Here is a 23587-nt window from a genome sequence, read left to right on the forward strand (position 1 = left end):
GTTTTACCTTGCCAGAGTTCGCAGGGCGCGGCGAATCAGCTCTTCACTGCTGGGGTCGGCGCCGGCCTCTTCGGCGGCGCGGCCCACGGCGGCGGCGGCTTCCTTATTACGGTAGCCGAGCGATTCCAGCGCGGCGATGGCGTCGGCGCGGCCGTCCGGCGGGCCGTCCAGGGGGCGCGGCCCGGGCCGCGCGGCCGGCGCGCCTTCCAGCTTGTCGAGCCGGTCGGACATCTCGATCACCAGCCGCTCGGCGGTTTTCTTGCCGATGCCCGGCACCTTCACCAGCGAAGTGGTGTCCTGGTCGCGGATGCAGGCGGCCAGCCGGTCGGCCTCGATGCCGGAGAGGATCGCCAGCGCCATTTTCGGCCCCACGCCGTTCACCTTGATCAGGCTGCGGAACAGCTCGCGCTCGTAGCGGCCGGTGAAGCCGTACAGCAGTTGGGCGTCCTCGCGGACCACGAAATGGGTATAGAGCGTCAGCTCGGCGCCGCTTTCCGGCAGGTCGTAGAACACCGTCATCGGCGCTTCCACTTCATAGCCGACGCCGGCCACGTCCACCAGCAGCCGCGGCGGCTGCTTTTCCAACAGGGTGCCTCGTAATTGTCCGATCATCGTATCCGTCTTCTTCGTACCGAGGTGGCGCCGCCCATGCGCGCCAGGGAAACACGGGTGTGAGCATGACAGAGGGCGATCGCCAGCGCATCGGCGGCGTCTTCCTGGGGGCGCTTTTCCAGCCCCAGCAGGTGTTTGACCATCTCCGCCACCTGCACTTTTTCGGCGCCGCCGCGCCCCACCACCGCCTGCTTGACCTGGCGGGCGGAATACTCGAACACCGGCACGCCGCTCTGCACCACCGCGGTGAGCGCGGCGCCGCGCGCCTGGCCGAGTTTGAGGGCGGAATCCGGGTTGCGGGCCATGAACACCTTCTCGATGCTCACTTCCTCCGGCCTGTGGGCGCTCATCACCTCGCAGAGACCGGCGAAGATGGTACCCAGCCGGGGCGCCATCTCGGCGCCGCTGGTGCTGATGGTACCGAACGCCAGGGCCCGGCTGCGATTGCCGACCTGCTCAATGACGCCGTAACCGGTGTGGCGGGAGCCCGGATCGATCCCCAATAGAATGGTCATAACGGCCGTCGCGCGGGCTTGGCCCGCTCCTACAAAAAAAGGCAGGTTACATCTAACCTGCCTCCTGTTCATATGTCCAGTATGGGCGCGCTGTTATTCTTCCGGCCACCGGGCGTTGGTGTAGACGTTCTGCACGTCGTCGAGATCTTCCAGCAGGTCGATCATTTTGCCCACCGTCTCGGCGGTCTCGGCGTCGATCTCCGCTTCCGTGGAGGGGCTCATGGTCACTTCCGCGTCGGCCGGTTCCAGCCCCGCCGCCTTGAGACCGTCCACCACCTCGCCGAAGCTCTTGTCCGGGCGGGTGATCACCAGGAAGCTGCCGTCCTCGTTCTCTTCCACGTCCTCGGCGCCGGCCTCCAGGGCCGCTTCCATCAGCTTCTCTTCTTCCACGCCCGGCTCGAAGAAGATCTCACCGCGCTTGGTGAACAGAAACGCCACCGAGCCGCTGGTGCCCAGGTTGCCGCCGAACTTGGAGAAGGCATGGCGCACCTCGGACACGGTGCGGTTGACGTTGTCGGTCATGGTTTCCACCAGCACCGCCACGCCGTTCTTACCGTAACCCTCGTAGGTGATCTCTTCCATGTTGGCGCCGTCGTCATCGCCGGCGCCGCGCTTGATCGCCCGGTCGATGGTGTCCTTGGTCATGTTGTTGCTGAGCGCCTTGTCGACGGCGGCGCGCAGGCGCGGGTTGTCGGCGATCTCCGGGCCGCCCATGCGGGCCGCCACGGTGATTTCACGAATCAGCTTGGTGAAGATCTTGCCCCGCTTGGCATCCTGGGCCGCCTTGCGGTGCTTAATATTGGCCCATTTACTATGACCCGCCATGGTGTCTCCTAACCTGTCCGCGTTATCTCATTGCTCTTCTTTGCGTACCGCCACGCCCACTTCGCGCAGCTGCTGATTATCCACCGGCGACGGCGCGTTGGTCATCAGGCAGGCGGCGGTCTGGGTTTTCGGGAAGGCGATCACATCGCGGATGGAATCGCCGCCGGTCATCAGCATCACCATCCGGTCGAGACCGAACGCCAGGCCGCCGTGCGGCGGCGCGCCGTACTTGAGACCGTCCAGCAGGAAGCCGAATTTCTCGTCCGCCTCCTGGTCGCTGATGCCCAGCGCCTCGAACACGCTGCGCTGCATGTCCGGGCGGTGAATACGGATCGAGCCGCCGCCCAGTTCGGTGCCGTTGAGCACCATGTCGTAGGCCCGGGACAGGGCGCCTTCCGGGTTGCTCTTGAGCTCTTCCGGGTTGCACTTGGGCATGGTGAACGGATGGTGCAGCGCGTAGTAGCGGCCGTCCTCTTCCTCGAACATGGGGAAGTCCACCACCCACAGCGGCGCCCAGTCGCCTTTCGCCAGGCCGCGCTCGTGGCCCACCTTGACGCGCAGCGCGCCGATCGCCTCGTTGACCACCTTGGCCTTGTCGGCGCCGAAGAAGATCAGGTCGCCGGTGGCCGCTTCGGTGCGCTTGAGGATGCCCTGGATGGCGTCCTCGGTGAGGAACTTGAGGATCGGCGACTGCAGCCCCTCGGCGCCGGCGTCCAGGTCATTGACCTTGATATAGGCCAGGCCCTTGGCGCCGTAGATGCCCACGAACTTGGTGTACTCGTCGATCTCCTTGCGCGACAGGTCGCCGCCGCCGGGCACCTTCATGGCCACCACGCGGCCTTTCGGGTCCTTGGCCGGGCCGGCGAACACCTTGAACTCCACGCCGTCCATCAGATCGGCGATGTCGATCAGCTCCAGCGGCACGCGCAGGTCCGGCTTGTCGGAGCCGTAGCGGCGCATGGCCTCTTCATAAGTCATGCGCGGGAAGGCGGGCAGGTCCACGTCGAGCATGTCCTTGAACACGCTTTTCACCATCGACTCGGTGATCGCCATGATGTCGTCCTCCTCCACGAAGGACGCCTCCAGGTCAATCTGGGTGAATTCCGGCTGACGGTCGGCGCGCAGGTCCTCGTCGCGGAAACACTTGGCAATCTGATAGTAGCGGTCGAAGCCGGCCACCATCAGCAGCTGCTTGAACAGCTGCGGCGACTGCGGCAGCGCGAAGAAACTGCCCGGGTGGGTGCGGCTGGGCACCAGATAGTCGCGGGCGCCCTCCGGGGTGGCGCGGGTCAGGATCGGCGTTTCCACGTCCATGAACCCCTGGCCTTCCAGGTGGGCGCGCACCGCGTGGGTGAGCCGCGAGCGGAACTGGAAGCGCTTCAGGGCTTCCGGGCGGCGCAGGTCCAGGTAGCGGTACTTGAGCCGCACTTCCTCGCCGGCGGCGGAGTACTCGTCCAGCTCGAACGGCGGCGTCTGGGCTTCGTTGAGGATGGTCAGCGACAGGCCCAGCACCTCGATGTCGCCGGTGTCCATGCGCGGGTTGCGCACCGACTCGTCGCGCAGGCGCACCCGGCCCTCAAGCTGCAGCACGTATTCGCCGCGTACCTTGTCGGCCAGGGCAAAGGCCTCCTCGGTGTCCGGGTCGAACACCACCTGCACCAGGCCGGTGCGGTCGCGCAGGTCGAGGAAGATCACCCCGCCGTGGTCGCGGCGGCGGTGAACCCAACCGCACAACCGCACTGTTTCCCCGTCGTGGGAGGCTCGCAAATCACCGCAATAATGGCTTCGCATGTGTTCTGTCCGTTCCTGAATCCGATGAAGCCGCCGTCGGGACGGCCTGGGTGGCTGAAAAGGCGGCCTAGTATAGCGATTCGGGGTTGGGCCTGCTAACCCTTGCCGGCCTGACCGCCGAGAACGTCGATTCGGTGCCGAAACACACAAAAAATAGGGGCTGCACGCCTTGTACCGCGCATATCCATGGCATATAACTGGATGCGCACTGTATCAGTCGTGCCTCTGAGGCCGCAGTACAGGGGTGCCCTGACAGGGACACGCAGTTTCTTTATTCCAGGAAGTCACCAACAAAAGGGGTAAGCAATCCTATGGCTGCAAAGAAAAAAGCGGCAAAGAAGGCCGCCACGGCAACCACCACGCGTCGGGTGAAGGCGATCGCCGATCCGATGACCAAATCCCAAATCATCGCTCAAATCAGCGATTCCACCGGCCTCACCAAGAAAGACGTGAACAGCGTTTTCGATGAGCTGACCGATATCATGGAAGGTCATCTGAAGAAGCGCGGCGCCGGCCAGTTCACCCTTCCCGGTCTGTTCAAGGCAGTGACCCAGAAGAAGCCGGCCACCAAGGCTCGCAAGGGCATCAACCCGTTCACCGGCCAGGAAACCACCTTCGCCGCCAAACCCGCTCGCACCGTGGTCAAAGTGCGGCCACTGAAAAAGCTCAAGGACATGGCTCAGTAAGTCCGCGTCCCGCCCTCCGGGCCGGCGCGGTCGCCGGTCCGGAGCGTCCCCGCCCCCCTGTTCACGCCCCTCCTCGCCCCCCGGGGCTTTAGACCCTATAATCCCCGCCCCTGGAAACCCGGCCGGTGACGCCGAGCCGCGCGCGCCGCGCAAGCAGACAACGTCAGAGGTGGTGAATGGCAGAGCGCAAAGACAAAAAGAAGGTGGTCGGCGAGCCGATGACCGACGAACAGATCAAGGTGTTCCTGGACTTCCCGCCGGAAGAAGGCGAGAACCCGGACTTCCACGTCCTGCTCAAGGCCTACCGCGCCCTGCGCGCGGAGGATTTCGAACGCTTCGTGGCGTTCTTCCAGGCGCAGAACCGCGATATCCGCGCCACCGACGACCGGGGGCGCACGCTGCTGGATATCGTCCGCGGCCACGGTAAAAGCGAACCCTTCGTCGCCATCCTGGAAAAAGCCGGCGGCTGACTGACCGTAGAGCCGCCCACCCCCGGCTGGTGAATTCTTGTTCGACCCGCTCTTCCCATGGCAAGGTTCGGCTTCCTTTTTGGTTTGCCCGAGCCACGCCGGCCCTGCCGGCGACGTCCAGATAAAAAAAGAAGAGCATCGTCATGAAAGTGGAATTTCACCGAGGCCGCGCGGGATGGCGCTGGCCCCTGCTGATCGTATTGTGCCTGACCAGCCTGGGACTGCAGGCACAGAAAACCCCGGATATCGACCCGGCCCTGCTGATCGACGAGGAGGAGCAGGTCACCCAGGAAGAGCTGGAGATGGAGAACATCCCGGTCGATGAGCGCATCTTCATCGAGCCCTGGAACGAGGTCCCCTACAACCGCGCCTACTTCACCTACACCGACGCCGAAATCCGCGAAAAATGGGACTACCTGATGCGCGGCCTGCGCATGCCCTACCCGTCCGCGGACTACCTGCGCCGGCAATTTGAAAAGTACCCCTTCCTGCGCGACGGCCTGGAGGATTTCGACGGCGACTTCCAGAGCCTGGAGGGCCGCTACGTCAACGTCTGGCGCCACTTCTTCGCCGGCAACTTCCAGACCGCCCGCCGCCTGGGCCTGGAACTGGGCCCCATCGGCGAGATCCCGGCGCTGTTCTCGCAGCTGCTTTACGCCATCTATCTGGCCGACCGGCAAAGCGTCAAATACATGATGCTGCAGGACATGGCCAACCGCACCGAGCGCTACTTCGACCTGATGGAGCCCGCCGAGGACGACCCGGAAATGGAGCCGGTGGTGGCCGTGGTGCGCCTCGGTTACGCCTACGCCATCGCCCGCATCGCCGAGGAATCGCCGGTGCCGATCATTGTCGCCCGCCGCTATATCAGCAAGATCAAGAACAACGCGGAACGGGTCCTGGAGATCATGCCCGACCACCCGCTCGGCCACGCCTTCCTGGCCGGCGTGGACGCCGGCATCATGCGCCGGGTGGGCAAGTTCACCGGCCGCATGACCTACGGCGCGCGCACCACCACGGTCCAGGACTCCTTCGACGAGGCGCTGACGCTGGCCCCGGACATTCCCATCGTCCACTACGAGTACGCCAACGCGCTGATCTACATGAACCGCAAACGGGACCTCAACGAGGCGATCAGCCACCTGGAGACCGCCATGCAGCTCAAGCCGCAATTCTCCATGGACGCGCTGGATGTGATGTACTCTTACCAGCGGCTGCGCGAAGTGCGTCTGTACGCGCTCAACTTCCGCAGCTTCCGGCTGTTCGAGAAGGCCCGGCGCACCTTCAGCAAACACACCGACCGCAACCTGACCAGCGTGATCTCCGGGCCCCTGACCACCGACATGCTGGAAAACCCGGACGACTACGTACTGCCCGAGCGGCAATAGCCGCCACAACAAGGAGCCCCATGCGCTGGTACCAGGACCGTCTGTTCCCGAAACTGCTGGACTGGGCCACCCGTCCGCTTTATCGCGACCGCCAGCGCCTGCTGCAAGGCGCCCGCGGCCGCGTGCTGGAGCTGGGCATCGGCACCGGCGCCAATCTGGCCCTCTACGGCGACGCCGTCAGCGAGATCCACGGCCTGGAGCCGGAGGCGGCGATGCTGGCGCTGGCCCGCCGCCACGCGCGGGAAGCCGGCGTCCGCCAACCGCTGCACCTGCTGCAGGGCGACGCCCGCCGGCTGCCCTACCCGGACGGTCACTTCGACACCGTGGTCGCCTGCCTAGTGTTCTGCACCATTCCAGAGCCCGAGCTGGCCGCCCGCGAAATGCACCGGGTGCTGGCCCCGGGCGGGCGTCTTCTGTTGCTGGAACACATCGCCAGCGGTCGCCCACGCACCTTCCGCTGGCAACGGCGGGTGGACCCGCTCTGGCATCATCTGGCCTGCGGCTGTCATCTCACCCGCCCCACCCCGGATACCCTGCGCGACGCCGGCTTCGACCTCAGCGACACGCGGGTTTTCCGGCACCGCAAACTGCCCGGGCTGATGGCCGAGCTGCTGCAAGGCAGCGCCCGGCGCGCCGACTGACCGGCGCGGCAAAACGCCACCTGCCGTTCCCCGCCCACCGGGGGTACAATCCGCGCCCATGAACTCAACCCTGCAACGCGTCTGGCGCCGCCGGCTGATCGGCCTGCGCAGCCTGCTGGTACTGTGCCTGGCGCTGGCCCTGCTGGTGCTGCAGCAAATCGCGCGCGCCCCCGCCAGCCTGGAGCCGCTGCTGTGGCTGGCCGCGCTGCTGCTACCCAACCTGATCGCCCTGGCCAGCCTCAATACCCGCCGGCAGCAGCGCCTGCTGGCCCTGGAACTGACCCTGGACGTGGTGATCTTCGTCGGCCTGCTGCAGCAACTGGGCGGCGCCGGTAACCCGTTGTCGTTCTATCTGCTGGTGCCGCTGCTGCTCGGCGCGCTGACCCTGGGGCGCGGCGCCGCGCTCTGGCTGCTGGTGGTGACGCTGGGTGGATACCTGCTGGCCACCCTGTGGCACAGCGCCCCGCCGGCGCATTCCACCCTGCACGCCCTGACCCGGGAGCTGAGCCACACCCACGGTCTCGGCATGGGCGTGGTCTTTGTCGCCCTGGCGCTGTTGCTGACCGCCCTGGGCCAGGTGATCCAGAGCCTGGCCCGCCAGCAACAGCGTCAGCACGACCGGCTGCTGGAACTGGCCGGCCGCCGTGAACGGCTCTACCAGGTGGCGGCGACCCTGGCCCATCAGGCCCACGAACTGAACACGCCGCTCAGCAGCCTGGTGATGCTGGCCGACAACGCCGCCCGGGAACCGGGGCTTCCGCAAAGCACCCGCGACGATCTGGCGCAAATCGAGGCCCTGGCCCGGCGCGTCGCCGCCCGGCTGCGCAACGTGGACGCGGACAGCCTGCCGGAGCGGCCCGCCTACCGGACGCTGATGGAACGGGTGCGGGATCATCTGCGCCACCTGCACCCGACGCTGGCCCTGTCGGTGAGCGGCCCCGAAGGGCAGTGTTTCAATGACGGCGCGGCCTGGTTCCGGGTGCTGGCCAATCTCGGTTACAACGCCATCGACGCCGGCGCGGAACGCCTCGACGTGCGCCTGGCGGCGCTGCCCGGCGGCGGCTGGCTGCTGCAGGTGAGCGACGACGGCCCCGACCACCCGGAACGCCGCGCGGAAGAGGGCCTGGGCGTGGGCCTGGCGCTGGTGGAAAGCACCCTGGCGGCACTGGGCGCGACTCTGACCCTGCGTTTCGAGCGCCAGTGGAGCCAGGCGCGCATCGAATGGAGCGAGCATGACGCCTGAATCCCTGCTGCTGCTTGAAGACGACGCCCTGCTCGCCGAGCAGGCCCGGCGCGCGTTCGCCCGCCACGGCATCGAGGTGCACCATGCCGCCGATCTGCAACAGGCGCACGCGCTGCTGGCCACGCTCGCCACCCTGGACGCGGCGGTGCTCGACCAGAATCTCGGCAACGACAACGGCCTGGATCTGATCCAGCCGCTGCTGGCGCGTTTCCCGAACTGCCGGGTGCTGGTGCTGACCGGCTACGGCAGCATCCCGGCGGCGGTGGCCGCGACCCGGCGCGGCGCCCACAATTACCTCACCAAACCGGCCAGCGCCGGGGAAATCCTCGACGCCCTGGGCCGCGACCCCGCCGACATCGGCGATCTCCCCGAAGCGCCGCCGTCCCTGCAGCGTCTCGAGTGGGAGCACATCCAACGGGTTCTTGACGCCCACGACGGCAATATATCCAGAGCGGCGGAGGCCCTCGGCATCCACCGCCGCACCCTGCAGCGCCGGTTGAAAAAGCGCCCCAGCCCGAGCCACTTCCAGCGCGATCGTTAACACCGTTATTACGCGAAACACTTCCCCCGGTGCACCAGGTTGACCACAATGCGGTGTCTTATTCCAGGAATCACAAGGGCGCCGATGAGCAGCCGTTACAGCCTCGCAACCCTGGCGGTCCTGGCCATCCTCACGGCCTCGGCGATGCCTGGCCGGGTCAGCGCCGACCCGGTCCCGGAACTGACCCTGAAGACCGCCGGCGACCGGGAGTGGCCGGAAGGCGTCGAGGCCAACCTCCGTACCCTGATCGACCTGAGCCGTTACCCCTGCCGTCCCGGCCCCGGCCAGAAAGCCCTGATCCAGCGCCAGGTACGCGACAACAGCCGCGCCGCCTTGCAGGCGCTGGGCTTCTACCAGCCGGTGTTAACGCCGCAATGGCGCGACGCCGATGATGAGCGCTGCTTCGCCCTCACCCTCACCGTGGATCCCGGCGAGCCCACCCGCATCAGCGCCCTGGACATCACCCTCAACGGCGACGCCGCCGACGACCCGGCTTTCCAGCGCACCATCGACAACGCCGGCCTGGAGCAGGGGCAACGGCTGCGCCACGACCGCTACAGCCGCCTCAAGCAGTCGCTCCAGCAGTTACTGATCAACCGGGGTTACGCCGAGGGCGCCCTCACCCGCCACCGTCTGGAGGTGGACCGGGACCGCCGTGAAGCGCGGGTGGTGCTGCACGTGGACAGTGGCCCGCGCTACCGCTTCGGCGAGATCACCCTGACCGGCGACGACCAGATCAACGAACGGCTGCGCCGCGCCTATCTGCAATTCGACAGCGGTGAGCCGTTCAGCAACGACAAACTGCTCGCCACCCAGCAGGCCTACCTGGGCGCCGGCTATTTCAGCGCGGTGCGCCTGGACCGCGGCGAACCGGACGCGGACAGCCAGACCATCGATGTGAGCATCCACTTCAACCCGCGTAACGAATGGGCGCTGCTGGCCGGCGTCGGCGTCAGCACCGACACCGGCCCGCGCCTGCGGCTGGGGGTGGAGAACCGCCGCGTCAACGCCGCCGGCCACACCGCCCGGGTGGAAACCGAGCTCTCCAGCGTGCGTCAGGGCGTGGGCGCCGGCTACACCATCCCGCTGCGCGACCCGATCAACGAAAAAATCGAGCTGCGCACCCGCTATGTGAATGAAGAGACCGACACCAGCGACAGCGAGATTTTCAGTACCAGCGCCGACTACATCATCAAACTCGACTCCGACTGGGTGGCCACCACCTCGCTGGAGTACCTGCGCGAGACCTACACCGTGGCCGACCAGCTCGACCAGGTGGGGCTGGTGATCCCCGGCTTCCAGCTCAGCCGGGTGGAATACGACGACCCGATCTATCCGCGCTTCGGCTGGCGGCTGGGCGGCAAGGTCAGCGGCGCCCACAAGGCGCTGGCCTCGTCGGCGTCGTTCACCCAGTTCGACGGCTGGAGCAAGCTGATCTTTCCGCTGTTCGGCGGCCGGGTCATTACCCGCGGCGAAGTGGGCTACACCGAAGTCTCCGACGTCACCGAACTGCCCGCCTCGATCCGCTTCTTCGCCGGCGGTGACGCCAGCGTGCGCGGCTTCGCCTACGAATCCCTGGGCCCCTTGGACAACGACGGCGAAGTGATCGGCGGCCGCCACCTGCTGGTCGGCAGCCTGGAGTACGACCACCCGATCAGCGAACAGTGGAGCCTGGCGGTGTTCACCGACGCCGGCAACGCCTTCAACAATTTCGACGATTATGAAATCCGCCACAGCGCCGGCTTCGGGGTGCGCTGGCGCTCGCCGCTGGGCCCGATCCGCGTGGACTTCGCGCGCGGCATCGAAGAGGGGCGGGAGTGGCGGCTGCACCTGAGCATGGGGCCGGACCTGTGAAGCGCGCCCTGCTGATCGGCCTGCTGCTGATCCCGTTGCTGCTGATCGGCGCCCTGCTGGCGCTGCTCGGTACCCGCGCCGGCAACCTCTGGTTGCTGGACCGGGCCGGCCCCTATCTGCCCGGCGAACTGAGCGTCGAGGAGTGGCGCGGCAACCTGCTCTCCGGCGTCGACGTGGGCGCGCTCAACTACCGTCAGGGCGACGCCGAGCAAACCCTGGCCGTGGCGTTGAGCGACCTGCACCTGGAACTGGCCCCCGGCGAGCTGCTCGGCGGCTGGCTGGTGATCCAGGCTCTGCGTGCCGAGCAGGTGACCCTGACGTTGCCGGCGGGGGAGCCGGAGGAACCGGACGCGCCGCCCTTCGAGCTGCCGGACAGCCTGACACTGCCCCTGGGCGTGCGCATCGAAACCCTGTCGGTGGGCCGCTTCACCCTGGCCGGCGAAGCACCGCTGCACATCGACCGTATCGAGGCCCGCGAGCTGGCCGCCTGGCGCAAGCTCAACCTGCCCCGCGTCGCCCTGAGCGTGGCCGACACCCGCCTGCACGCCAACCTCAGCGGCCCGTTAAGCGCCCCCTATGATCTGCGCGGCGAGCTGGACTGGCGGCGCCCGGCGGCGCCGGACGCGGTGCCGCAAACCGCCGGTCGGCTGCGGGTCGAGGGCACACCGGAAAACCTCAGGGTGGAACACGCACTCTCGGCGCCGGCGCAACTGATCACCGAGGGCGAGCTGGGCTACCGGGACGGTCAGGTGCACCTGGACCTGCGCCATCACTGGCCGGCGCAACCCCTGCCGGTGGAGACCCCGGTGCCGGCGCGCCTGGGCGAAGGCGAGCTCACCACCAAGGGCACCCTGGACCGCGTCCGTCTGCAGGGGCAAACCACCCTCACCGCCGACGACCGGCCGCTGGCCGTGACCCTGCGCGGCGACGCCGGCCTCGACGGCCTGACCCTGGAGACCCTGAGCCTGAAGAACGACGGCCAGAGCCTGACACTGAGCGGCCGCCTGGATTACCAGGACGGCCTGGCCTGGGACCTGGACGCCCAAGGGCAACACCTGAACCCGGCGACCCTGGCGCCGGCCTGGCCCGGCGATCTGACCCTGAAGGCGCGCACCCGGGGCCATTGGCGTGGCGCCGACCACTGGGCCCTGAACGCCGACCCGCTGTCGCTCACCGGCACCCTGCAGGGCGACCCGGTGGCCCTGAACGGCCAGGCCCGCCAGGACACCGGCGGCGATCTGACGGTCACCCTGGACGGCCGCTGGGGCGCGGACCGCCTCAGCGCCCGCGGACAAGTGGGCGACAGCCTGAACCTGGACGGCACCCTCAACATCGAACGGCTGACACGCTGGTACGGCCCGGCGCGGGGCCGACTGCGGGCGGACTGGCGCCTGCGCGGCCCGCTCGACGCGCCCCGGCTGAGCGGCACCGCCAAAGGTGACGCCCTGGGCTACCAGGACTGGCGGCTGGACACCTTGAGCGCCCGCTTCCAGGACCTCAACGCCGGCGACACGCCCATGAGCCTGGCGCTGGAGGGGCGGGCGCTGAGCCAGAACGGCGAGACCCGGGTGGCGCGCCTGGACGCTGATGTGGAAGGCCGGCGCGGCGACCACCGCCTGAACGTGGCGGTGGAGAACGACGGCGCCGCCACCGCGCTCACCGCCCAGGCCGGCCTCAACGGCGACCTGGTCTGGTCCGGGCGCCTGCTCGACTGGCGACTGCAGGAGCGACAACTGGGCGTCTGGACCCTGGCGGAGCCGGTGCCCTTTACCCTGGGCGCCGACCGCCAATCCCTGGACAACCTCTGCCTGCAGAGCCGCGACGACCCGGGCCGCTTATGCCTGGCGGGCGACCACGCCGCCAACGGCGCTATCGACGCCAACCTGGAAGTGCGCGACCTGCCCCTGGCGCTGGCCAACCCCTGGCTCGGCGACGGCGTCAAACTGGACGGCCGCCTGCGTGCCGACGCCACCTTCGGCGGCCGCGTCGACCGGCCCCGGGGCCAATGGTCGCTGAGCCTGGAAGACGCCTCCACCCGCTTCGTCGGCGCCGAGCCGCCGCTGACCCTGGTGTTCCAGCAAGCGGCGCTCACCGGCAACCTGGACAACGACCGTCTCGATCAGCAACTGGATCTGGTGGTGGCCGATCAGGGCGAAGTGCACGCCCGGGTGGAAAGCGGTCTGAGCCTGGACGCGCCGATGAGCGGTCGACTGCGCCTGGACATCCCGCGCCTGGACGACCTGGCGCCGTTGCTGCCCCGGGTCGGTGAGCTGCAAGGCCGGGTGCAGGGCGATCTGAACCTGGGCGGCACCCCCGCCGGCCCCAGGCTGGACGGGGAGATCGCGCTGCTCGACGGCCGCGCCACGGTGCCCGACCTGGGCATCAGCGCGGAAAGCGTTCGCCTGGCGGTGACCGGCGACGCCTCCGGCACCCTCAATCTGGACGGCAGCGCCCGGCTGGGCGACGGCACCCTGGAACTGGGCGGCACCTGGACCCCCACCCGCTCACCGCTGGCGATGGACCTGTGGGCGCGCGGCGAGCGCCTGCGGGTCGCCGACCGCGCCGACGCCAAGGTCTACGTTTCGCCGGATCTCGCCCTCAAAGGCGACGGTGACGGCCTGAATCTGAGCGGCACCCTGAACGTGCCGGAGGCCGACCTGAAACCCCGCGAACTGCCCGAGAGCGCGGTCACCGTCAGCGAGGACCAGGTGCTGGTGGACGCCCGCGCCGAGGAGACCACGCCGCTGCCGTTCGCCATGGGCGTCACCGTCACCCTGGGCGACCAGGTGCGTTTCGAAGGGTTCGGGCTGCGCGCCACCCTCACCGGCGAGCTGCGCGTCAGCCAGCAACCCGGCCAGCCGGCGCAGCTCAACGGCGAGCTGATCATCACCGAAGGGCGCTACCGCGCCTACGGCCAGAACCTGCTGATCGAAAACGGCCGCCTGCTGTTCCAGGGCCAGCCCGACAACCCGGGGCTGGATATTCGCGCGGTGCGCAAGATACCCAGCGAAAATCTGGTGGTGGGGGTGCAGTTGTCCGGCACCCTGCAGGAGCCGGACGCGCGCATCTTCTCCGACCCCAGCCTGGAAGAAAGCGAGGCCATGTCCTACCTGGTCACCGGCCGCTCATTGAACCGGGGCTCGCAAAGCGATTCCGCCCAGGTGGCCCAGGCGCTGGCGCTCTACGGTCTGCAAAAAGGCAGCGGCGTGACCGACAAGATCGGCGACACCCTGGGGCTGGACGAAATCTCCATCGGCAGCGACTGGGAAACCTCCGACGCCGCCCTGATGCTCGGCAAACAGATCTCCGACCGCCTCTACCTGACCTACGCGGTGGGCCTGTTCGACGCCATCTCCACCGTCATGCTGCGCTACACCCTGACCCGCCAGCTGCACCTGGAAGCGCAATCCAGCAGCAAATCCCAGGCCATCGACCTGATCTGGGAAAAAGAACTGGAATGAGCAGTTAATAGTGAATAGTTAACAGTTAATAGTTCGCGGGTTGGGGTGGGTGGGTCGTGTGGCGCCGAGGCCGCGCTCAAAGCCTAGTCGCGGCTTCCTGGCTTGAAGCTGCGCGAGCCTCCGCTCGCGCAACTGTTAACTGTTAACTGTTCACTGTTCACTGTTAACTCTTAACTGTTAACTGCGCGGGATCGCGTACGTGCCGGTGACGTGCGCCACCATCACGTCGTTGCCGTCGCTGTAGAGGCGGACTTCGAGCATGGCGGAGCGGCGGCCCAGGCGGAGGATTTCGGCGTCGCCGATCAGGTCGGCCTGGCCGGGCTTGCTGAGGAAGTTGATGTTGAGGTTCTGGGTCACGGCCATTTCCTGGCCGTCCAGGTTGGCGAGGATGGCGGCGTACATGGCGGCGTCCGCCAGGCTCATCAGGGTGGGGCCGGACACGGTGCCGCCGGGGCGGATCATCGACTCCGTGAACCGGTAGCGCACCCGCGCCCGCTTCTCGCCCACGGACTCCACCACCACGCCCTGCTCCGCCGCCGCCGGCAGGCCGCCGCGGATCAGCGCTTCCACTTGTTTTGCTGTCAGCATGCATCTCTCCCCAAACGAAAGCGGAACATAAAGCTGCAAGCTGCAAGCTGCAAGCTGCAAGCTGCAAGCTGCAAGCTGCAAGCCGGCGATGGTGACGGGCCGGCCGTGCCGGTCAAGCAGCAAAGACGATTCAGGATGCAGGATTCAGGATACAGGGATGGAGCGGTGCGAATCCTCTGGGGTCGCACCACGCTTACAGCGCCGGGCCACGATGCGGAGCGAGGCGCCAACCGGATCGCATCGACCGCGCCCCTGTATCCTGCATCCTGAATCCTGTATCGGGCGGCGCAAGCCGCCCTCGGCCCCGCCAACGGCACGGCCTTTCCTCCAGCACAGCCTGCTTGCGGCGTGTGGCTTGTGACTTGTGGCTGCTCTAGAATGCCGCCTTTAGCCACCAACAACACAGATTCGATTATGCGCACCTCCCAGTACCTGCTCGGCACCGTTAAACAAACCCCCGCGGACGCGGTGGTGGTCAGCCATCAGCTCATGCTGCGCGCCGGCATGGTCCGCAAGCTGGCCTCCGGCCTGTACACCTGGCTGCCATCCGGTCTGCGCGTGCTGCGCAAGGTGGAGCGTATTATCCGCGAGGAAATGGACCGCGCCGGCGCCCAGGAAGTGCTGATGCCGGTGGTGCAGCCCATGGAGCTGTGGGAAGAGTCCGGCCGGGCGCCCGCCTACGGCCCTGAGCTGCTGCGCTTCACCGATCGCCACGACAACCCCTTCTGCCTGGGCCCCACCCACGAGGAAGTGATCACCGATCTGGTGCGCAACGAGATCCACAGCTACAAGCAGCTGCCGGCCAATTTCTATCAGATCCAGACCAAGTTCCGTGATGAGATCCGGCCGCGTTTCGGCATCATGCGCGCCCGCGAATTCACCATGAAGGACGCCTACTCCTTCCACACCGACATGGACTCGCTGGCGCAGACCTATCAGGTGATGCACAACGCCTACTGCGCGATCTTCGACCGGCTGGGCCTGGATTACCGCCCGGTGGAAGCGGACACCGGCGCCATCGGCGGCGCCGCCAGCCATGAATTCCATGTGTTGGCCGAGTCCGGCGAGGACGACATCGCCTTCTCCGACCAGTCCGGCTACGCCGCCAACGTGGAGCTGGCCGAAGCCGTGGCCCCCGCCGGCGAGCGTGCCGCCCCCGTCGCGGACATGGCGCTTACCGACACGCCGGACGCCAGGACCATCGAGCAGTTGGTGCAGCAGTTCGATCTGCCCATCGAGAAGACCGTGAAAACCCTGGTGGTGAAAGGCAGCGAAGGCGGCCTGGTGGCGCTGCTGGTGCGCGGCGACCACGAGCTCAACGACATCAAGGCGGAGAAACTGGACGCCGTGGCCACGCCGATGGCGTTCGCCGAGGAAGAGGAAATCCGCGCCGCCATCGGCGCCGGCCCCGGCTCCCTCGGCCCGGTGAACCTGCCGATTCCCTGCGTGGTGGACCGCAGCGTGGCGCTGATGAGCGACTTCGCCGCCGGCGCCAACCAGGACGGCAAGCACTACTTCAACATCAACTGGGAGCGCGACGTGGCGCTGCCGGAAGTGGCCGACCTGCGCAACGTGGTGGAGGGCGACCCGAGCCCGGACGGCAAAGGCACCCTGACCATCAAGCGCGGCATCGAGGTGGGCCACATCTTCCAGCTCGGCACCAAGTACTCCGAGGCGCTCAACGCCACCGTGCTGGACGACAACGGCCGCTCCGTGGTGATGCCCATGGGCTGCTACGGCATCGGCGTCAGCCGGGTGGTGGCCGCCGCCATCGAACAGAACCACGACGACAACGGCATCGTCTGGCCGGAGGCCATCGCCCCCTTCCAGGTGTCGCTGATTCCGCTCAACATCAAGAAGAGCCCGCGCGAAAAAGAAGTGGCGGAAAAACTCTACGCGGACCTTACCGCCGCCGGCATTGAGGTGCTGTTCGACGACCGCGAAAAAGAGCGCGTGGGCGTGAAGTTCAGCGACGCGGAACTGATCGGCATCCCGCACCGTGTGCTGGTGGCCGAGCGCGGCCTGGACAACGGCGTGCTGGAATACAAGAGCCGGCGCGGCGGTGAAGCCGAAGAGGTTCCCGCGGACTCCATCGTCGACTTCCTCAAGAAGAAGCTGGGACTTTAGCCCTGTGGGAGCGGGCCCCGCCCGCGAAAGGGCGCGCAGCGCCCGGCAGGATTCCAGAGACGTCTTTAACTACCGCCGGCGGGCCATCACCTGGCTCATGGCGGTATCGCCCTGGGCGGTCAACCGCCACAGCGGCATGCCGCGGCTGTCGTTGTCGGAGGTCTTGTTGATCAGCCCCAGCGCGCGCAGGTGCACCTTGATCTGGTTGAAGGCGTGGCCGGCCAGCACCACGTTGCGCACCGCGTGGGCCTTGGGGAAATCCGCCAGCACGTCGTCCAGGGCCTTGCGGGCGATATAGTCTTCCAGCGCTTTCTGCATCACCGGCTCCGAGACCGGGTTCAGCATCAGCGGCGCCACACAGGCGAACACCCGGTTCCAGTCCAGCTCGCAGGACGCCATCGCCACCTTGCAGTCGCCGCCTTCGTAGACATTGCACGAATAGTCCAGCGTCACCCGGTCCGAGCCCCGCGCCAGATGGCGCGCCGGCGTGCGCTGGCCGCTCAGCCACTCCTCGCGCTCCTTCTCCAGCTCGGCGACCCGGCGGCGCAGCCGTTCCGTTTCACCGCCGGCGCTTTTTTCGAGGCTGCCCGACTTCACCCAGCCGGCGGCGGGATGCTGACGCATCACATCGGGCATCACCTTGGCCACCTGCTCGCTCAGCTCGCGCTCGTCGCGCCAGCGGAAGGCCAGCGTCTTGTTCTCCAGCAGCCGGGCGAAATCGTCGCGCCGCACCTGCCCTTCACGGCTGTCCTCGCGGGCCTCGGCGGGCAGACTGAACGGCTGGTCGTGGATAAAGGTGACGATCGGTTTGCGCTTGGTGGCGGCAAAAATGTATTCACGGTGGGTGTAGCTGAGCCCCAGCGGTGACAGGGTGCCGTAGCGGCCGCCGAGCAGGATCACGAAATAATCGCAGTCGTCGATCATGCGCTGCACCACCGGCATCAGATTGTTGGTCTCGGCACTGTGCAAATCCATGCTCATGGGCGCCATGCCGAGATCCAGCAATGGCAGCATCAAGGCCTGGCGCGCGGACTGCATGTCCGGGTAGGTGGTGCTGATGAACACCTGATAGCGTTTCTCGACTGTCACCCTGGTCGATCTCCGCGTTAAGAAGGTTGAAGGCCCGGCTATTAAAGCCGCTGGGCGCGCCGATCACAAGCCGGCGCCGACCCCCCGGTGAGGATCCGCGCGTTTCATGCTAGCCTCCAAGTCCGACCGCTGAAACCGGAACCTGGATGCCATGAAGACCATCGCCTTTTACAACCTGAAAGGAGGGGTGGGTAAAACAGCCACGGCCGTGAACATGGCCTGGCACGCGGCCCGCTGGAAACACCGCACCCTGCTCTGGGATCTCGACCCGCAAGGCGCCGCCAGCTTTTACCTGGGCGTGGACCAGGACAACCCGGGCTATAAGGCCGGCAGCCTGTTGAAGGGCAAGCAACCGGTGGGCCGCCTCAAGCGGGAGACCCGCTGGCCGCACCTGGACGTGGTGCCCGCCGATATCAGCATGCGCAACGCGGACGTCAAACTGGCGGAAAGCGGCGGCGGCAAGAACCGCCTCAAGGAACTGATCGCGCCGTTCGGCGAATCCTACGAACTGACGCTGCTGGACTGCCCACCGACGCTCAGCCCGCTGGCGGAAAGCGTGTTCGCCGCCGCCGACTACCTGTTCGTGCCGGTGATCCCCACCCACCTGTCGCTGCGCGCCTTCGAGCAGGTGCTCGACTGGATCGACGGCAAGAAGATCAAGAACCTGCAGGTGGTACCGTTTTTCAACATGGTGGACCGCCGCCGGGACCTGCACGTGCAGATGCTGGTCAAGCGCCCGGCACTGATGAAAAACGGCCTCAAGACCTGGATTCCCTACTCCACCCATGTGGAGCAGATGGGCGACCACCGCGCGCCGGTGGGCGAGTTCGCCCCCTACACGCCGGCCGCCCAGGCGTTCCGCGCGCTCTGGTTCGAGGTGCTCGGCCGCCTCAAGCTGTAAGCGTCAGCTCTCCAGCGGATTGGCGCGCCGGATCAGCGTGTCGATGTCCAGGCCGCGTGGCAGGCTGCCGTAGTTGCGGGTGTGCCCGCCGCCCAGCCGCGCGGCGATAAACGCCTCGCTCACCGAGTCGTTACCCGCCTTCACCAGCAACGCGCTCTGCATGGTCAACGCCATGCGGTCCACCAGATCGCGGGCGCGGAACTCAATCTGGTCCGGGTCGGCCAGCTCTTTCTTGAGGTCGTTGATGGCGTTGTCCAGGGTGGCGTTCCGGCCCTGGGCGCCGGCCAGCTCCTCGAACCAGGTGTCCACCACCGCCGGGCTCTTGTTCATGGCGCGCAGCACATCCAGCGCCTGCACATTGCCGGAGCCTTCCCAGATCGCGTTGATCGGCGCGTCCCGGTACAGCCGGGCGAGAATGAAATTCTCGGTGACGCCGTTGCCGCCCAGGCACTCCATCGCCTCATAGGCGTGGTGCGGGGTGCGCTTGCAGATCCAGTATTTGCCCACGGCGGCGCCCAGCCGGGTGAACCGTTTCTCGTGCTCGTCGTCCAGGTTATCCAGGGCCCGCGCCATGCGCAGGGTCATCGCCACCGAGCCTTCCACTTCCAGCTGCAGATCGGCGATCACATTGCGCATCAGCGGCTGATCCAACAGTGTTTCGCCGAAGGCGGCGCGGTTGGCGGCGTGGTGCACCGCCTGGGCCACCACCTGGCGCTGGCCGCCGGACGAGCCGATCATGCAATCGAAGCGGGTCATCGCCACCATCTCGATGATCGCCGGCACGCCGCGGCCCTCTTCGCCGACCATCCAGCCGTGGGCGCCGCGCAACTCCACCTCGGAGGAGGCGTTGGAGACATTGCCCATCTTGTTCTTGAGGCGCTGCACCTGCAGCGGGTTCTTGCTGCCGTCCTCGCGCCAGCGCGGCACCAGGAAACAGCTCAGGCCGCCCGGCGACTGGGCCAGCATCAGGAAGGCGTCGCACATCGGCGCGGACATGAACCACTTGTGGCCCACCAGTTCGTAGAGCTCACCGGAACCGCCGGCACCGACAGGATGGGCGCGGGTGGTGTTGGCGCGCACGTCCGAGCCGCCCTGCTTCTCCGTCATGCCCATGCCGATGGTCAGCGCCTGTTTGTCGTGATGGCTGACATTACGGCCGTCGTAGCCCCGGGCGGTGACCTTGGGCAGCCAGCGCTCGGCGAGGGACGGCGTCAGCCGCAGGCTCGGCACCGACGCGAAGGTCATGGTGATCGGACAGCCGTGGCCGCCTTCCACCTGGGCGTGCATGTAGTACTTGGCGGCGCGCAGCACCTGGGCACCCGGCCCCGGATCGGTCCAGGGCGAGGAATGCAGGCCTTCCCGCGTCGCCATGTCCATCAGCTTGTGATAGGCCGGGTGGTAATTGACCTGGTCCACCCGGTGGCCGTAGCGGTCGTGGGTCTCGAACTCCGGCTTGTTAGCGTTGGCCTGGTAGCCCCACTCAATCACCTCCGGTCGGGTGGTCTCGAAACCGTAGCGGTCCAGCTCCTCGACGCCGCGCTCGCCGCCTTCGCGCAGCACCGCGTCGTAGAGGGCGGTGTCGCCCCGGAAGGCGTTGTAATCCTGCAGCGGCGTGGCCTGGTTGAACACCTCATGGGTGTTGGCCAACGCGTCCAATTGGGACGTGGTTTGTTCCGCGTTCATGGCTTTCTCTTGAGCGTTCATGACTGTTTCTCCCCGGCTTTGCGCCGCACATAGAGGACTTTCTCCACCCGGGCCACGGCCTCGCCGGCGCCGTCGCGCACGGTGACCTCCCAGGTGGGCAGATACTTTTCGCCACCGGCGGTGGCGGCCTTTACCTCATCGATCATCGCCTGGGTCAGTTCGAACTCGGCGAACACCCGGCCCTTGCCCGGGCGCAGAAAATCGATCGTCGCGCTCTTATCCCAGACGATGTAATCGCGCCCCAGGTTGTTCATCAGCATCAGCATGTAGAACGGGTCCGTCATGCTGTACAGGCTGCCGCCGAAGTGGGTGCCCACATAGTTGCGGTTGTACCAGTGCATGCCCATGGACACGCGCACCCGGCGGAAATCCGCGCTCAGTTCCTCGACCCGCACGCCGGCGCCCAGGAAAGGCCCGTACAGCAACAGCCCCCGGCGCAGGCCGGCGGCCCCGGAAAACAGCTTTTTCAGTGGATTGCTCATGGCGCGCTCTCCGTATCGCCGGACCCGGCCACGGACGCGGCACCGGCCACGCCCACCGCCCGCAAACAAAACGCCGCCAGGTGATCGGCCAGGCCGGCATCATTCAGGGGCGCCGCCAGCGGCCCCACCAGCGCCTCGGCAATGGCGCCCACCAGGGCCGCCGCCGCCAGCGCCGTGGACTGCGGCGGCAGCTCGCCGGCCGCCACGCCCTGGTCCAGCACCCGCTGGTACAGGGCCGCGTAGGCGGCGCGATAGCGCAACCGCTCGGCGTCCACTTCCGGCTCCACCGGCTCGGCGATCAGCGCCCACGCCAGCCGCGGCGCCGCCAGTGCCCGGCGGGCGAACAGCCGCAACGCCCGCTCCAGCCGCGCCGAGGCATCGCCGCCACCGGCCAGCGCCCGGTCCACCGCGTCCACTTCCCGCTGGGTGGCCACCGCGAACACCGCCGCCGCCAGGGTCGCCTTGTTGTCGAAATAGCGGTAAAGCGTGCCGACGCCCACGCCGGCGCGGTCCGCCACCGTCTGCATGGTCATGGCGGCGAAGCCGCCCTCGCGCACCAGGGTCTCGGCGGTGCGCAGCAACGCCTCGCGCTGCGCCGCCTTGCGCGCCTTGACCTGCGCCGTCTCTCTATACGCCATTCGCGTTCGCCATGATCGGAATCCTGATTCCAGTCTTTCAAGGATTGAATCACGGTTCCGATCTTTAGGCAAGAGAGCGTACTGCGGGGTCAGGTCTTGCCTTTTGCGCCTCAAACTTCCGCTATCGCCTACCCGTTTTTCAGCTTGGGCTTACGGAACCCGGCTTGTCCCCCTGTTTACCGTGAATGCACTCGCCAGTGACTGAAGCTTGCGCGGGTAAACCAGGCCATTGACGGGTGTGTATACCAGGGTTTACATTATCGCTATTAAGTCGATCCTCACCACTTCCCGATTCGAGGACTGGCTTCGTGGACTCAAGGACGGTCAAGGGAAGGCCCGCACCCTCGCCCGCATCCGCCGGCTGTCTCTGGGCAACACGGGCGATATGAAATCCGTGGGTAAGGGGATTTACGAACTCCGCATACACACCGGGCCGGGTTATCGCGTGTACCTGACCATGCGCGGCCAGGAGGAATCATGACTGCCCCGAACCCGCTGAAACGCTGGGATGCCGCTGATCACCTCGAGAACAGCGAGGATATGGTGTTGTACCTGAACGCCTGTATTGATGACGATCCCGGCGACGGCTCTCTGATCCGGGCCGCGTTGAACGATATCGCACGGGCCCGGAACATGAGCCAGCTGGCCACTGAGGCCGGGCTCACTCGGGCCGGGCTGTATAAGGCATTATCGCCGGAGGGAAAGCCCGGTTTTGACACCATGCTCCGGATTACCCGAGCCCTGGGCATGAACCTGCACTTCGATCAGTAGGTCGGTATCGTTGCGTACCGCGGGGTCAGGTCACGAAGCGCTAATGAATGACCAGGCCAAGAGCGGCCATCGCCACCACCAGGGCCAGCAACGGCACCCGCCCCGACCGCAAGGCCAGGAACCCGAGCACCACCAGCGCCAGGTCGCGGGGGCCGGCCACCGCCGATAGGAACACCGGCTGATACAGGGCCGCCAGCAGCAGACCGACCACCGCCGCGTTGATGCCGGCCACCGCGCCGGCCATGGCGGGCCGGGCCGCCAGGGCGCGCCAGGCGTCGCTGAGCGCCAGCACCAGCAGGAAGCCGGGCAGGAAGATGGCCAGGGTCGCCACGCCGGCCCCCAGCCACGGGCTGGCCGGCGCCAGCTGCGCGCCCAGATAGGCGGCCAGTGAGAACATCGGCCCGGGCACCGCCTGGGCGGTGGCGTAGCCGGTGAGGAACTGGTCCTGGCTCATGGCGTCGCCGACAAAGCCTTCCAGCAGCGGCAACACCACATGGCCGCCGCCGAACACCAGCGCCCCGGCGCTGTAGAAGTCCCGGGCCAGCCCGCCCAGGGTGCCGCCGCCGATCAGCCACAGCAGCAGCCAGACGGCGGCGAACAGGCCGAACGGCAGCCAGGCCACCCGGCTTTCGCCGGCGCCCGCGTCCTCCGGCGCCGCCGAGGGCTTCAGCCAGTGGCGGCCGATCAGCGCCGCCACCAGCAACGCCAGCAACTGCACACCGACGCCGGGGAACAGCCACAGCACCACCGCCGTGGCCAGGGCCACGCCACGGGTGAAGCGGTCGCGGCAGAATTTGCCGCCCAGGTTCAGCACCGCATCGGCCACCACCACCACCGCCAGCCATTTCAGGCCGGTGACCAGGCCGTTCAGCCAGGCCTCGGGCAGCCGGGTGGCGTACAGGGCCACCATCACCATGATCAGGAAAGACGGCAGGGTGAATCCCAGGAAAGCCGCAACGCCGCCGGCCAGCCCGCCCCGGTGACGGCCGATGGCGAAACCGAGCTGGCTGGACGCCGGCCCGGGCAGAAACTGTGTCAGGGCCAGCAGACGGGCGTAGGTGGCCTCGTCCAGCCAGCCCAGCCGCACCACGAAGCGGCGGTGGAAATAGCCCACATGGGCGGCGGGACCACCGAAGCTGATACAGCCCAGCCACAGGAATTCCCAGAATACCTTCCCGAATCTCATAGCCATTCTCTTAAACCGACGAAAGCCCGATCTTAAAACAGGGGGCGACAATAACGGAAAAGGGTGTCAGCCGG

Annotated in this window: 22 protein-coding genes; 12 read left to right on the forward strand and 10 right to left on the reverse strand. The window is 67.1% G+C overall.

Features of this window, described 5'->3' with window-relative positions:
• Positions 1 to 3: 3 nt before the first annotated feature.
• The 4 genes from ruvA to aspS all read right to left on the reverse strand — a co-directional run bounded on the left by ruvA (position 4) and on the right by aspS (position 3743).
• Positions 4 to 612 (reverse strand): Holliday junction branch migration protein RuvA, encoded by a 609-nt coding sequence (gene ruvA, locus ISO4_RS05640; protein WP_142948697.1) that lies wholly within the window; start codon positions 610 to 612, stop codon positions 4 to 6.
• Positions 609 to 1127, reverse strand: a complete 519-nt coding sequence (gene ruvC / locus ISO4_RS05645; protein WP_067609030.1) for a crossover junction endodeoxyribonuclease RuvC — start codon at positions 1125 to 1127, stop codon at positions 609 to 611. Before ruvC ends, ruvA begins: the two co-directional genes overlap by 4 nt.
• A gap of 93 nt (positions 1128 to 1220) precedes the next feature.
• Positions 1221 to 1952 (reverse strand): YebC/PmpR family DNA-binding transcriptional regulator, encoded by a 732-nt coding sequence (locus tag ISO4_RS05650; RefSeq protein ID WP_194855450.1) that lies wholly within the window; start codon positions 1950 to 1952, stop codon positions 1221 to 1223.
• 27 nt (positions 1953 to 1979) lie between these two features.
• Positions 1980 to 3743: an aspartate--tRNA ligase gene (gene aspS, locus ISO4_RS05655; RefSeq protein WP_194855451.1), complete on the reverse strand. Its 1764-nt coding sequence runs from the start codon at positions 3741 to 3743 to the stop codon at positions 1980 to 1982.
• Between the two features lie 389 nt (positions 3744 to 4132).
• On the opposite strand from aspS, the gene ISO4_RS05660 reads away from it, so the two are divergent.
• The 8 genes from ISO4_RS05660 (at position 4133) to ISO4_RS17240 (ending at position 14027) form a co-directional block, all read left to right on the forward strand.
• Positions 4133 to 4429, forward strand: coding sequence for an HU family DNA-binding protein (locus tag ISO4_RS05660; protein ID WP_370184957.1), 297 nt, complete (start codon positions 4133 to 4135; stop codon positions 4427 to 4429).
• Between the two features lie 176 nt (positions 4430 to 4605).
• Positions 4606 to 4899, forward strand: coding sequence for a PA4642 family protein (locus ISO4_RS05665; RefSeq protein ID WP_194855452.1), 294 nt, complete (start codon positions 4606 to 4608; stop codon positions 4897 to 4899).
• Positions 4900 to 5042: 143 nt separating this feature from the next.
• The gene (locus ISO4_RS05670; RefSeq protein ID WP_194855453.1) at positions 5043 to 6287 is read left to right on the forward strand and encodes a hypothetical protein; all 1245 of its coding nucleotides are present in this window, start codon (positions 5043 to 5045) and stop codon (positions 6285 to 6287) included.
• Between the two features lie 20 nt (positions 6288 to 6307).
• Complete coding sequence (locus ISO4_RS05675; RefSeq protein WP_142948703.1) at positions 6308 to 6928, forward strand: class I SAM-dependent methyltransferase; 621 nt, start codon at positions 6308 to 6310, stop codon at positions 6926 to 6928.
• A gap of 58 nt (positions 6929 to 6986) precedes the next feature.
• Positions 6987 to 8171 carry a sensor histidine kinase gene (locus ISO4_RS05680; protein ID WP_194855454.1) on the forward strand — a complete coding sequence of 395 codons (1185 nt, stop codon included), beginning with the start codon at positions 6987 to 6989 and terminating at the stop codon, positions 8169 to 8171.
• Positions 8161 to 8712: a response regulator transcription factor gene (locus ISO4_RS05685; protein ID WP_194855455.1), complete on the forward strand. Its 552-nt coding sequence runs from the start codon at positions 8161 to 8163 to the stop codon at positions 8710 to 8712. Before ISO4_RS05680 ends, ISO4_RS05685 begins: the two co-directional genes overlap by 11 nt.
• A gap of 84 nt (positions 8713 to 8796) precedes the next feature.
• On the forward strand, positions 8797 to 10566 hold the full coding sequence (locus ISO4_RS05690) for an autotransporter assembly complex protein TamA (RefSeq protein WP_228547932.1): 1770 nt from the start codon (positions 8797 to 8799) through the stop codon (positions 10564 to 10566).
• Positions 10563 to 14027, forward strand: coding sequence for a translocation/assembly module TamB domain-containing protein (locus tag ISO4_RS17240; RefSeq protein WP_194855456.1), 3465 nt, complete (start codon positions 10563 to 10565; stop codon positions 14025 to 14027). Before ISO4_RS05690 ends, ISO4_RS17240 begins: the two co-directional genes overlap by 4 nt.
• 177 nt (positions 14028 to 14204) lie before the next feature.
• Here the strand turns inward: ISO4_RS17240 and ISO4_RS05700 are convergent, their stop codons facing one another.
• Positions 14205 to 14615, reverse strand: coding sequence for a PaaI family thioesterase (locus ISO4_RS05700; RefSeq protein ID WP_194855457.1), 411 nt, complete (start codon positions 14613 to 14615; stop codon positions 14205 to 14207).
• 414 nt (positions 14616 to 15029) lie between these two features.
• Here ISO4_RS05700 and ISO4_RS05705 point away from each other — a divergent pair, with 414 nt between their 5' ends.
• A complete protein-coding gene (locus ISO4_RS05705; protein WP_194855458.1) occupies positions 15030 to 16742 on the forward strand; it encodes a proline--tRNA ligase in 1713 nt (570 codons plus the stop codon).
• A gap of 69 nt (positions 16743 to 16811) precedes the next feature.
• Here ISO4_RS05705 and ISO4_RS05710 read toward each other — a convergent pair whose 3' ends face one another.
• On the reverse strand, positions 16812 to 17831 hold the full coding sequence (locus tag ISO4_RS05710; RefSeq protein WP_323745339.1) for a DUF4062 domain-containing protein: 1020 nt from the start codon (positions 17829 to 17831) through the stop codon (positions 16812 to 16814).
• A gap of 151 nt (positions 17832 to 17982) precedes the next feature.
• On the opposite strand from ISO4_RS05710, the gene ISO4_RS05715 reads away from it, so the two are divergent.
• A complete protein-coding gene (locus ISO4_RS05715) occupies positions 17983 to 18732 on the forward strand; it encodes a ParA family protein (RefSeq protein WP_142948709.1) in 750 nt (249 codons plus the stop codon).
• Between the two features lie 3 nt (positions 18733 to 18735).
• On the opposite strand, the gene ISO4_RS05720 is transcribed toward ISO4_RS05715, so the two are convergent.
• From ISO4_RS05720 to ISO4_RS05730, 3 genes are read right to left on the reverse strand one after another with little or no spacing between them, the layout of a single operon-like run.
• A complete protein-coding gene (locus ISO4_RS05720) occupies positions 18736 to 20415 on the reverse strand; it encodes an acyl-CoA dehydrogenase family protein (protein ID WP_194855475.1) in 1680 nt (559 codons plus the stop codon).
• A 17-nt stretch (positions 20416 to 20432) separates the two neighbouring features.
• Positions 20433 to 20918, reverse strand: a complete 486-nt coding sequence (locus ISO4_RS05725; protein ID WP_194855459.1) for a DUF4442 domain-containing protein — start codon at positions 20916 to 20918, stop codon at positions 20433 to 20435.
• Complete coding sequence (locus ISO4_RS05730; RefSeq protein WP_194855460.1) at positions 20915 to 21556, reverse strand: TetR/AcrR family transcriptional regulator; 642 nt, start codon at positions 21554 to 21556, stop codon at positions 20915 to 20917. The genes ISO4_RS05725 and ISO4_RS05730 overlap by 4 nt, the downstream gene beginning before the upstream one ends.
• Before the next feature lie 238 nt (positions 21557 to 21794).
• On the opposite strand from ISO4_RS05730, the gene ISO4_RS05735 reads away from it, so the two are divergent.
• Positions 21795 to 22037: a type II toxin-antitoxin system RelE/ParE family toxin gene (locus tag ISO4_RS05735; RefSeq protein WP_323745340.1), complete on the forward strand. Its 243-nt coding sequence runs from the start codon at positions 21795 to 21797 to the stop codon at positions 22035 to 22037.
• A complete protein-coding gene (locus ISO4_RS05740; RefSeq protein ID WP_142948718.1) occupies positions 22034 to 22327 on the forward strand; it encodes an addiction module antidote protein in 294 nt (97 codons plus the stop codon). Before ISO4_RS05735 ends, ISO4_RS05740 begins: the two co-directional genes overlap by 4 nt.
• A 40-nt stretch (positions 22328 to 22367) precedes the next feature.
• Here the strand turns inward: ISO4_RS05740 and chrA are convergent, their stop codons facing one another.
• On the reverse strand, positions 22368 to 23513 hold the full coding sequence (chrA, locus tag ISO4_RS05745) for a chromate efflux transporter (RefSeq protein ID WP_194855461.1): 1146 nt from the start codon (positions 23511 to 23513) through the stop codon (positions 22368 to 22370).
• Between the last annotated feature and the right edge of the window lie 74 nt (positions 23514 to 23587).

It is taken from the genome of Alloalcanivorax venustensis ISO4, from assembly GCF_015356855.1.
Classification (GTDB): Bacteria; Pseudomonadota; Gammaproteobacteria; order Pseudomonadales; family Alcanivoracaceae; genus Alloalcanivorax; species Alloalcanivorax venustensis.

Excerpts from the sequence above, each read along its gene's own strand:
- ISO4_RS05685 (WP_194855455.1), top strand. The coding sequence starts at position 8,161 with ATGACGCCTGAATCCCTGCTGCTGCTTGAAGACGACGCCCTGCTCGCC.
- ISO4_RS05700 (WP_194855457.1), bottom strand. The coding sequence starts at position 14,615 with ATGCTGACAGCAAAACAAGTGGAAGCGCTGATCCGCGGCGGCCTGCCG.
- ISO4_RS05740 (WP_142948718.1), top strand. The coding sequence starts at position 22,034 with ATGACTGCCCCGAACCCGCTGAAACGCTGGGATGCCGCTGATCACCTC.
- ISO4_RS05665 (WP_194855452.1), top strand. The coding sequence starts at position 4,606 with ATGGCAGAGCGCAAAGACAAAAAGAAGGTGGTCGGCGAGCCGATGACC.
- aspS (WP_194855451.1), bottom strand. The coding sequence starts at position 3,743 with ATGCGAAGCCATTATTGCGGTGATTTGCGAGCCTCCCACGACGGGGAA.
- ISO4_RS05705 (WP_194855458.1), top strand. The coding sequence starts at position 15,030 with ATGCGCACCTCCCAGTACCTGCTCGGCACCGTTAAACAAACCCCCGCG.
- ISO4_RS05725 (WP_194855459.1), bottom strand. The coding sequence starts at position 20,918 with ATGAGCAATCCACTGAAAAAGCTGTTTTCCGGGGCCGCCGGCCTGCGC.
- ISO4_RS05720 (WP_194855475.1), bottom strand. The coding sequence starts at position 20,415 with ATGAACGCGGAACAAACCACGTCCCAATTGGACGCGTTGGCCAACACC.
- chrA (WP_194855461.1), bottom strand. The coding sequence starts at position 23,513 with ATGAGATTCGGGAAGGTATTCTGGGAATTCCTGTGGCTGGGCTGTATC.
- ruvA (WP_142948697.1), bottom strand. The coding sequence starts at position 612 with ATGATCGGACAATTACGAGGCACCCTGTTGGAAAAGCAGCCGCCGCGG.
- ISO4_RS05670 (WP_194855453.1), top strand. The coding sequence starts at position 5,043 with ATGAAAGTGGAATTTCACCGAGGCCGCGCGGGATGGCGCTGGCCCCTG.
- ISO4_RS05715 (WP_142948709.1), top strand. The coding sequence starts at position 17,983 with ATGAAGACCATCGCCTTTTACAACCTGAAAGGAGGGGTGGGTAAAACA.
- ISO4_RS05675 (WP_142948703.1), top strand. The coding sequence starts at position 6,308 with ATGCGCTGGTACCAGGACCGTCTGTTCCCGAAACTGCTGGACTGGGCC.
- ruvC (WP_067609030.1), bottom strand. The coding sequence starts at position 1,127 with ATGACCATTCTATTGGGGATCGATCCGGGCTCCCGCCACACCGGTTAC.
- ISO4_RS05660 (WP_370184957.1), top strand. The coding sequence starts at position 4,133 with ATGACCAAATCCCAAATCATCGCTCAAATCAGCGATTCCACCGGCCTC.
- ISO4_RS05730 (WP_194855460.1), bottom strand. The coding sequence starts at position 21,556 with ATGGCGTATAGAGAGACGGCGCAGGTCAAGGCGCGCAAGGCGGCGCAG.
- ISO4_RS05680 (WP_194855454.1), top strand. The coding sequence starts at position 6,987 with ATGAACTCAACCCTGCAACGCGTCTGGCGCCGCCGGCTGATCGGCCTG.
- ISO4_RS05650 (WP_194855450.1), bottom strand. The coding sequence starts at position 1,952 with ATGGCGGGTCATAGTAAATGGGCCAATATTAAGCACCGCAAGGCGGCC.
- ISO4_RS05690 (WP_228547932.1), top strand. The coding sequence starts at position 8,797 with ATGAGCAGCCGTTACAGCCTCGCAACCCTGGCGGTCCTGGCCATCCTC.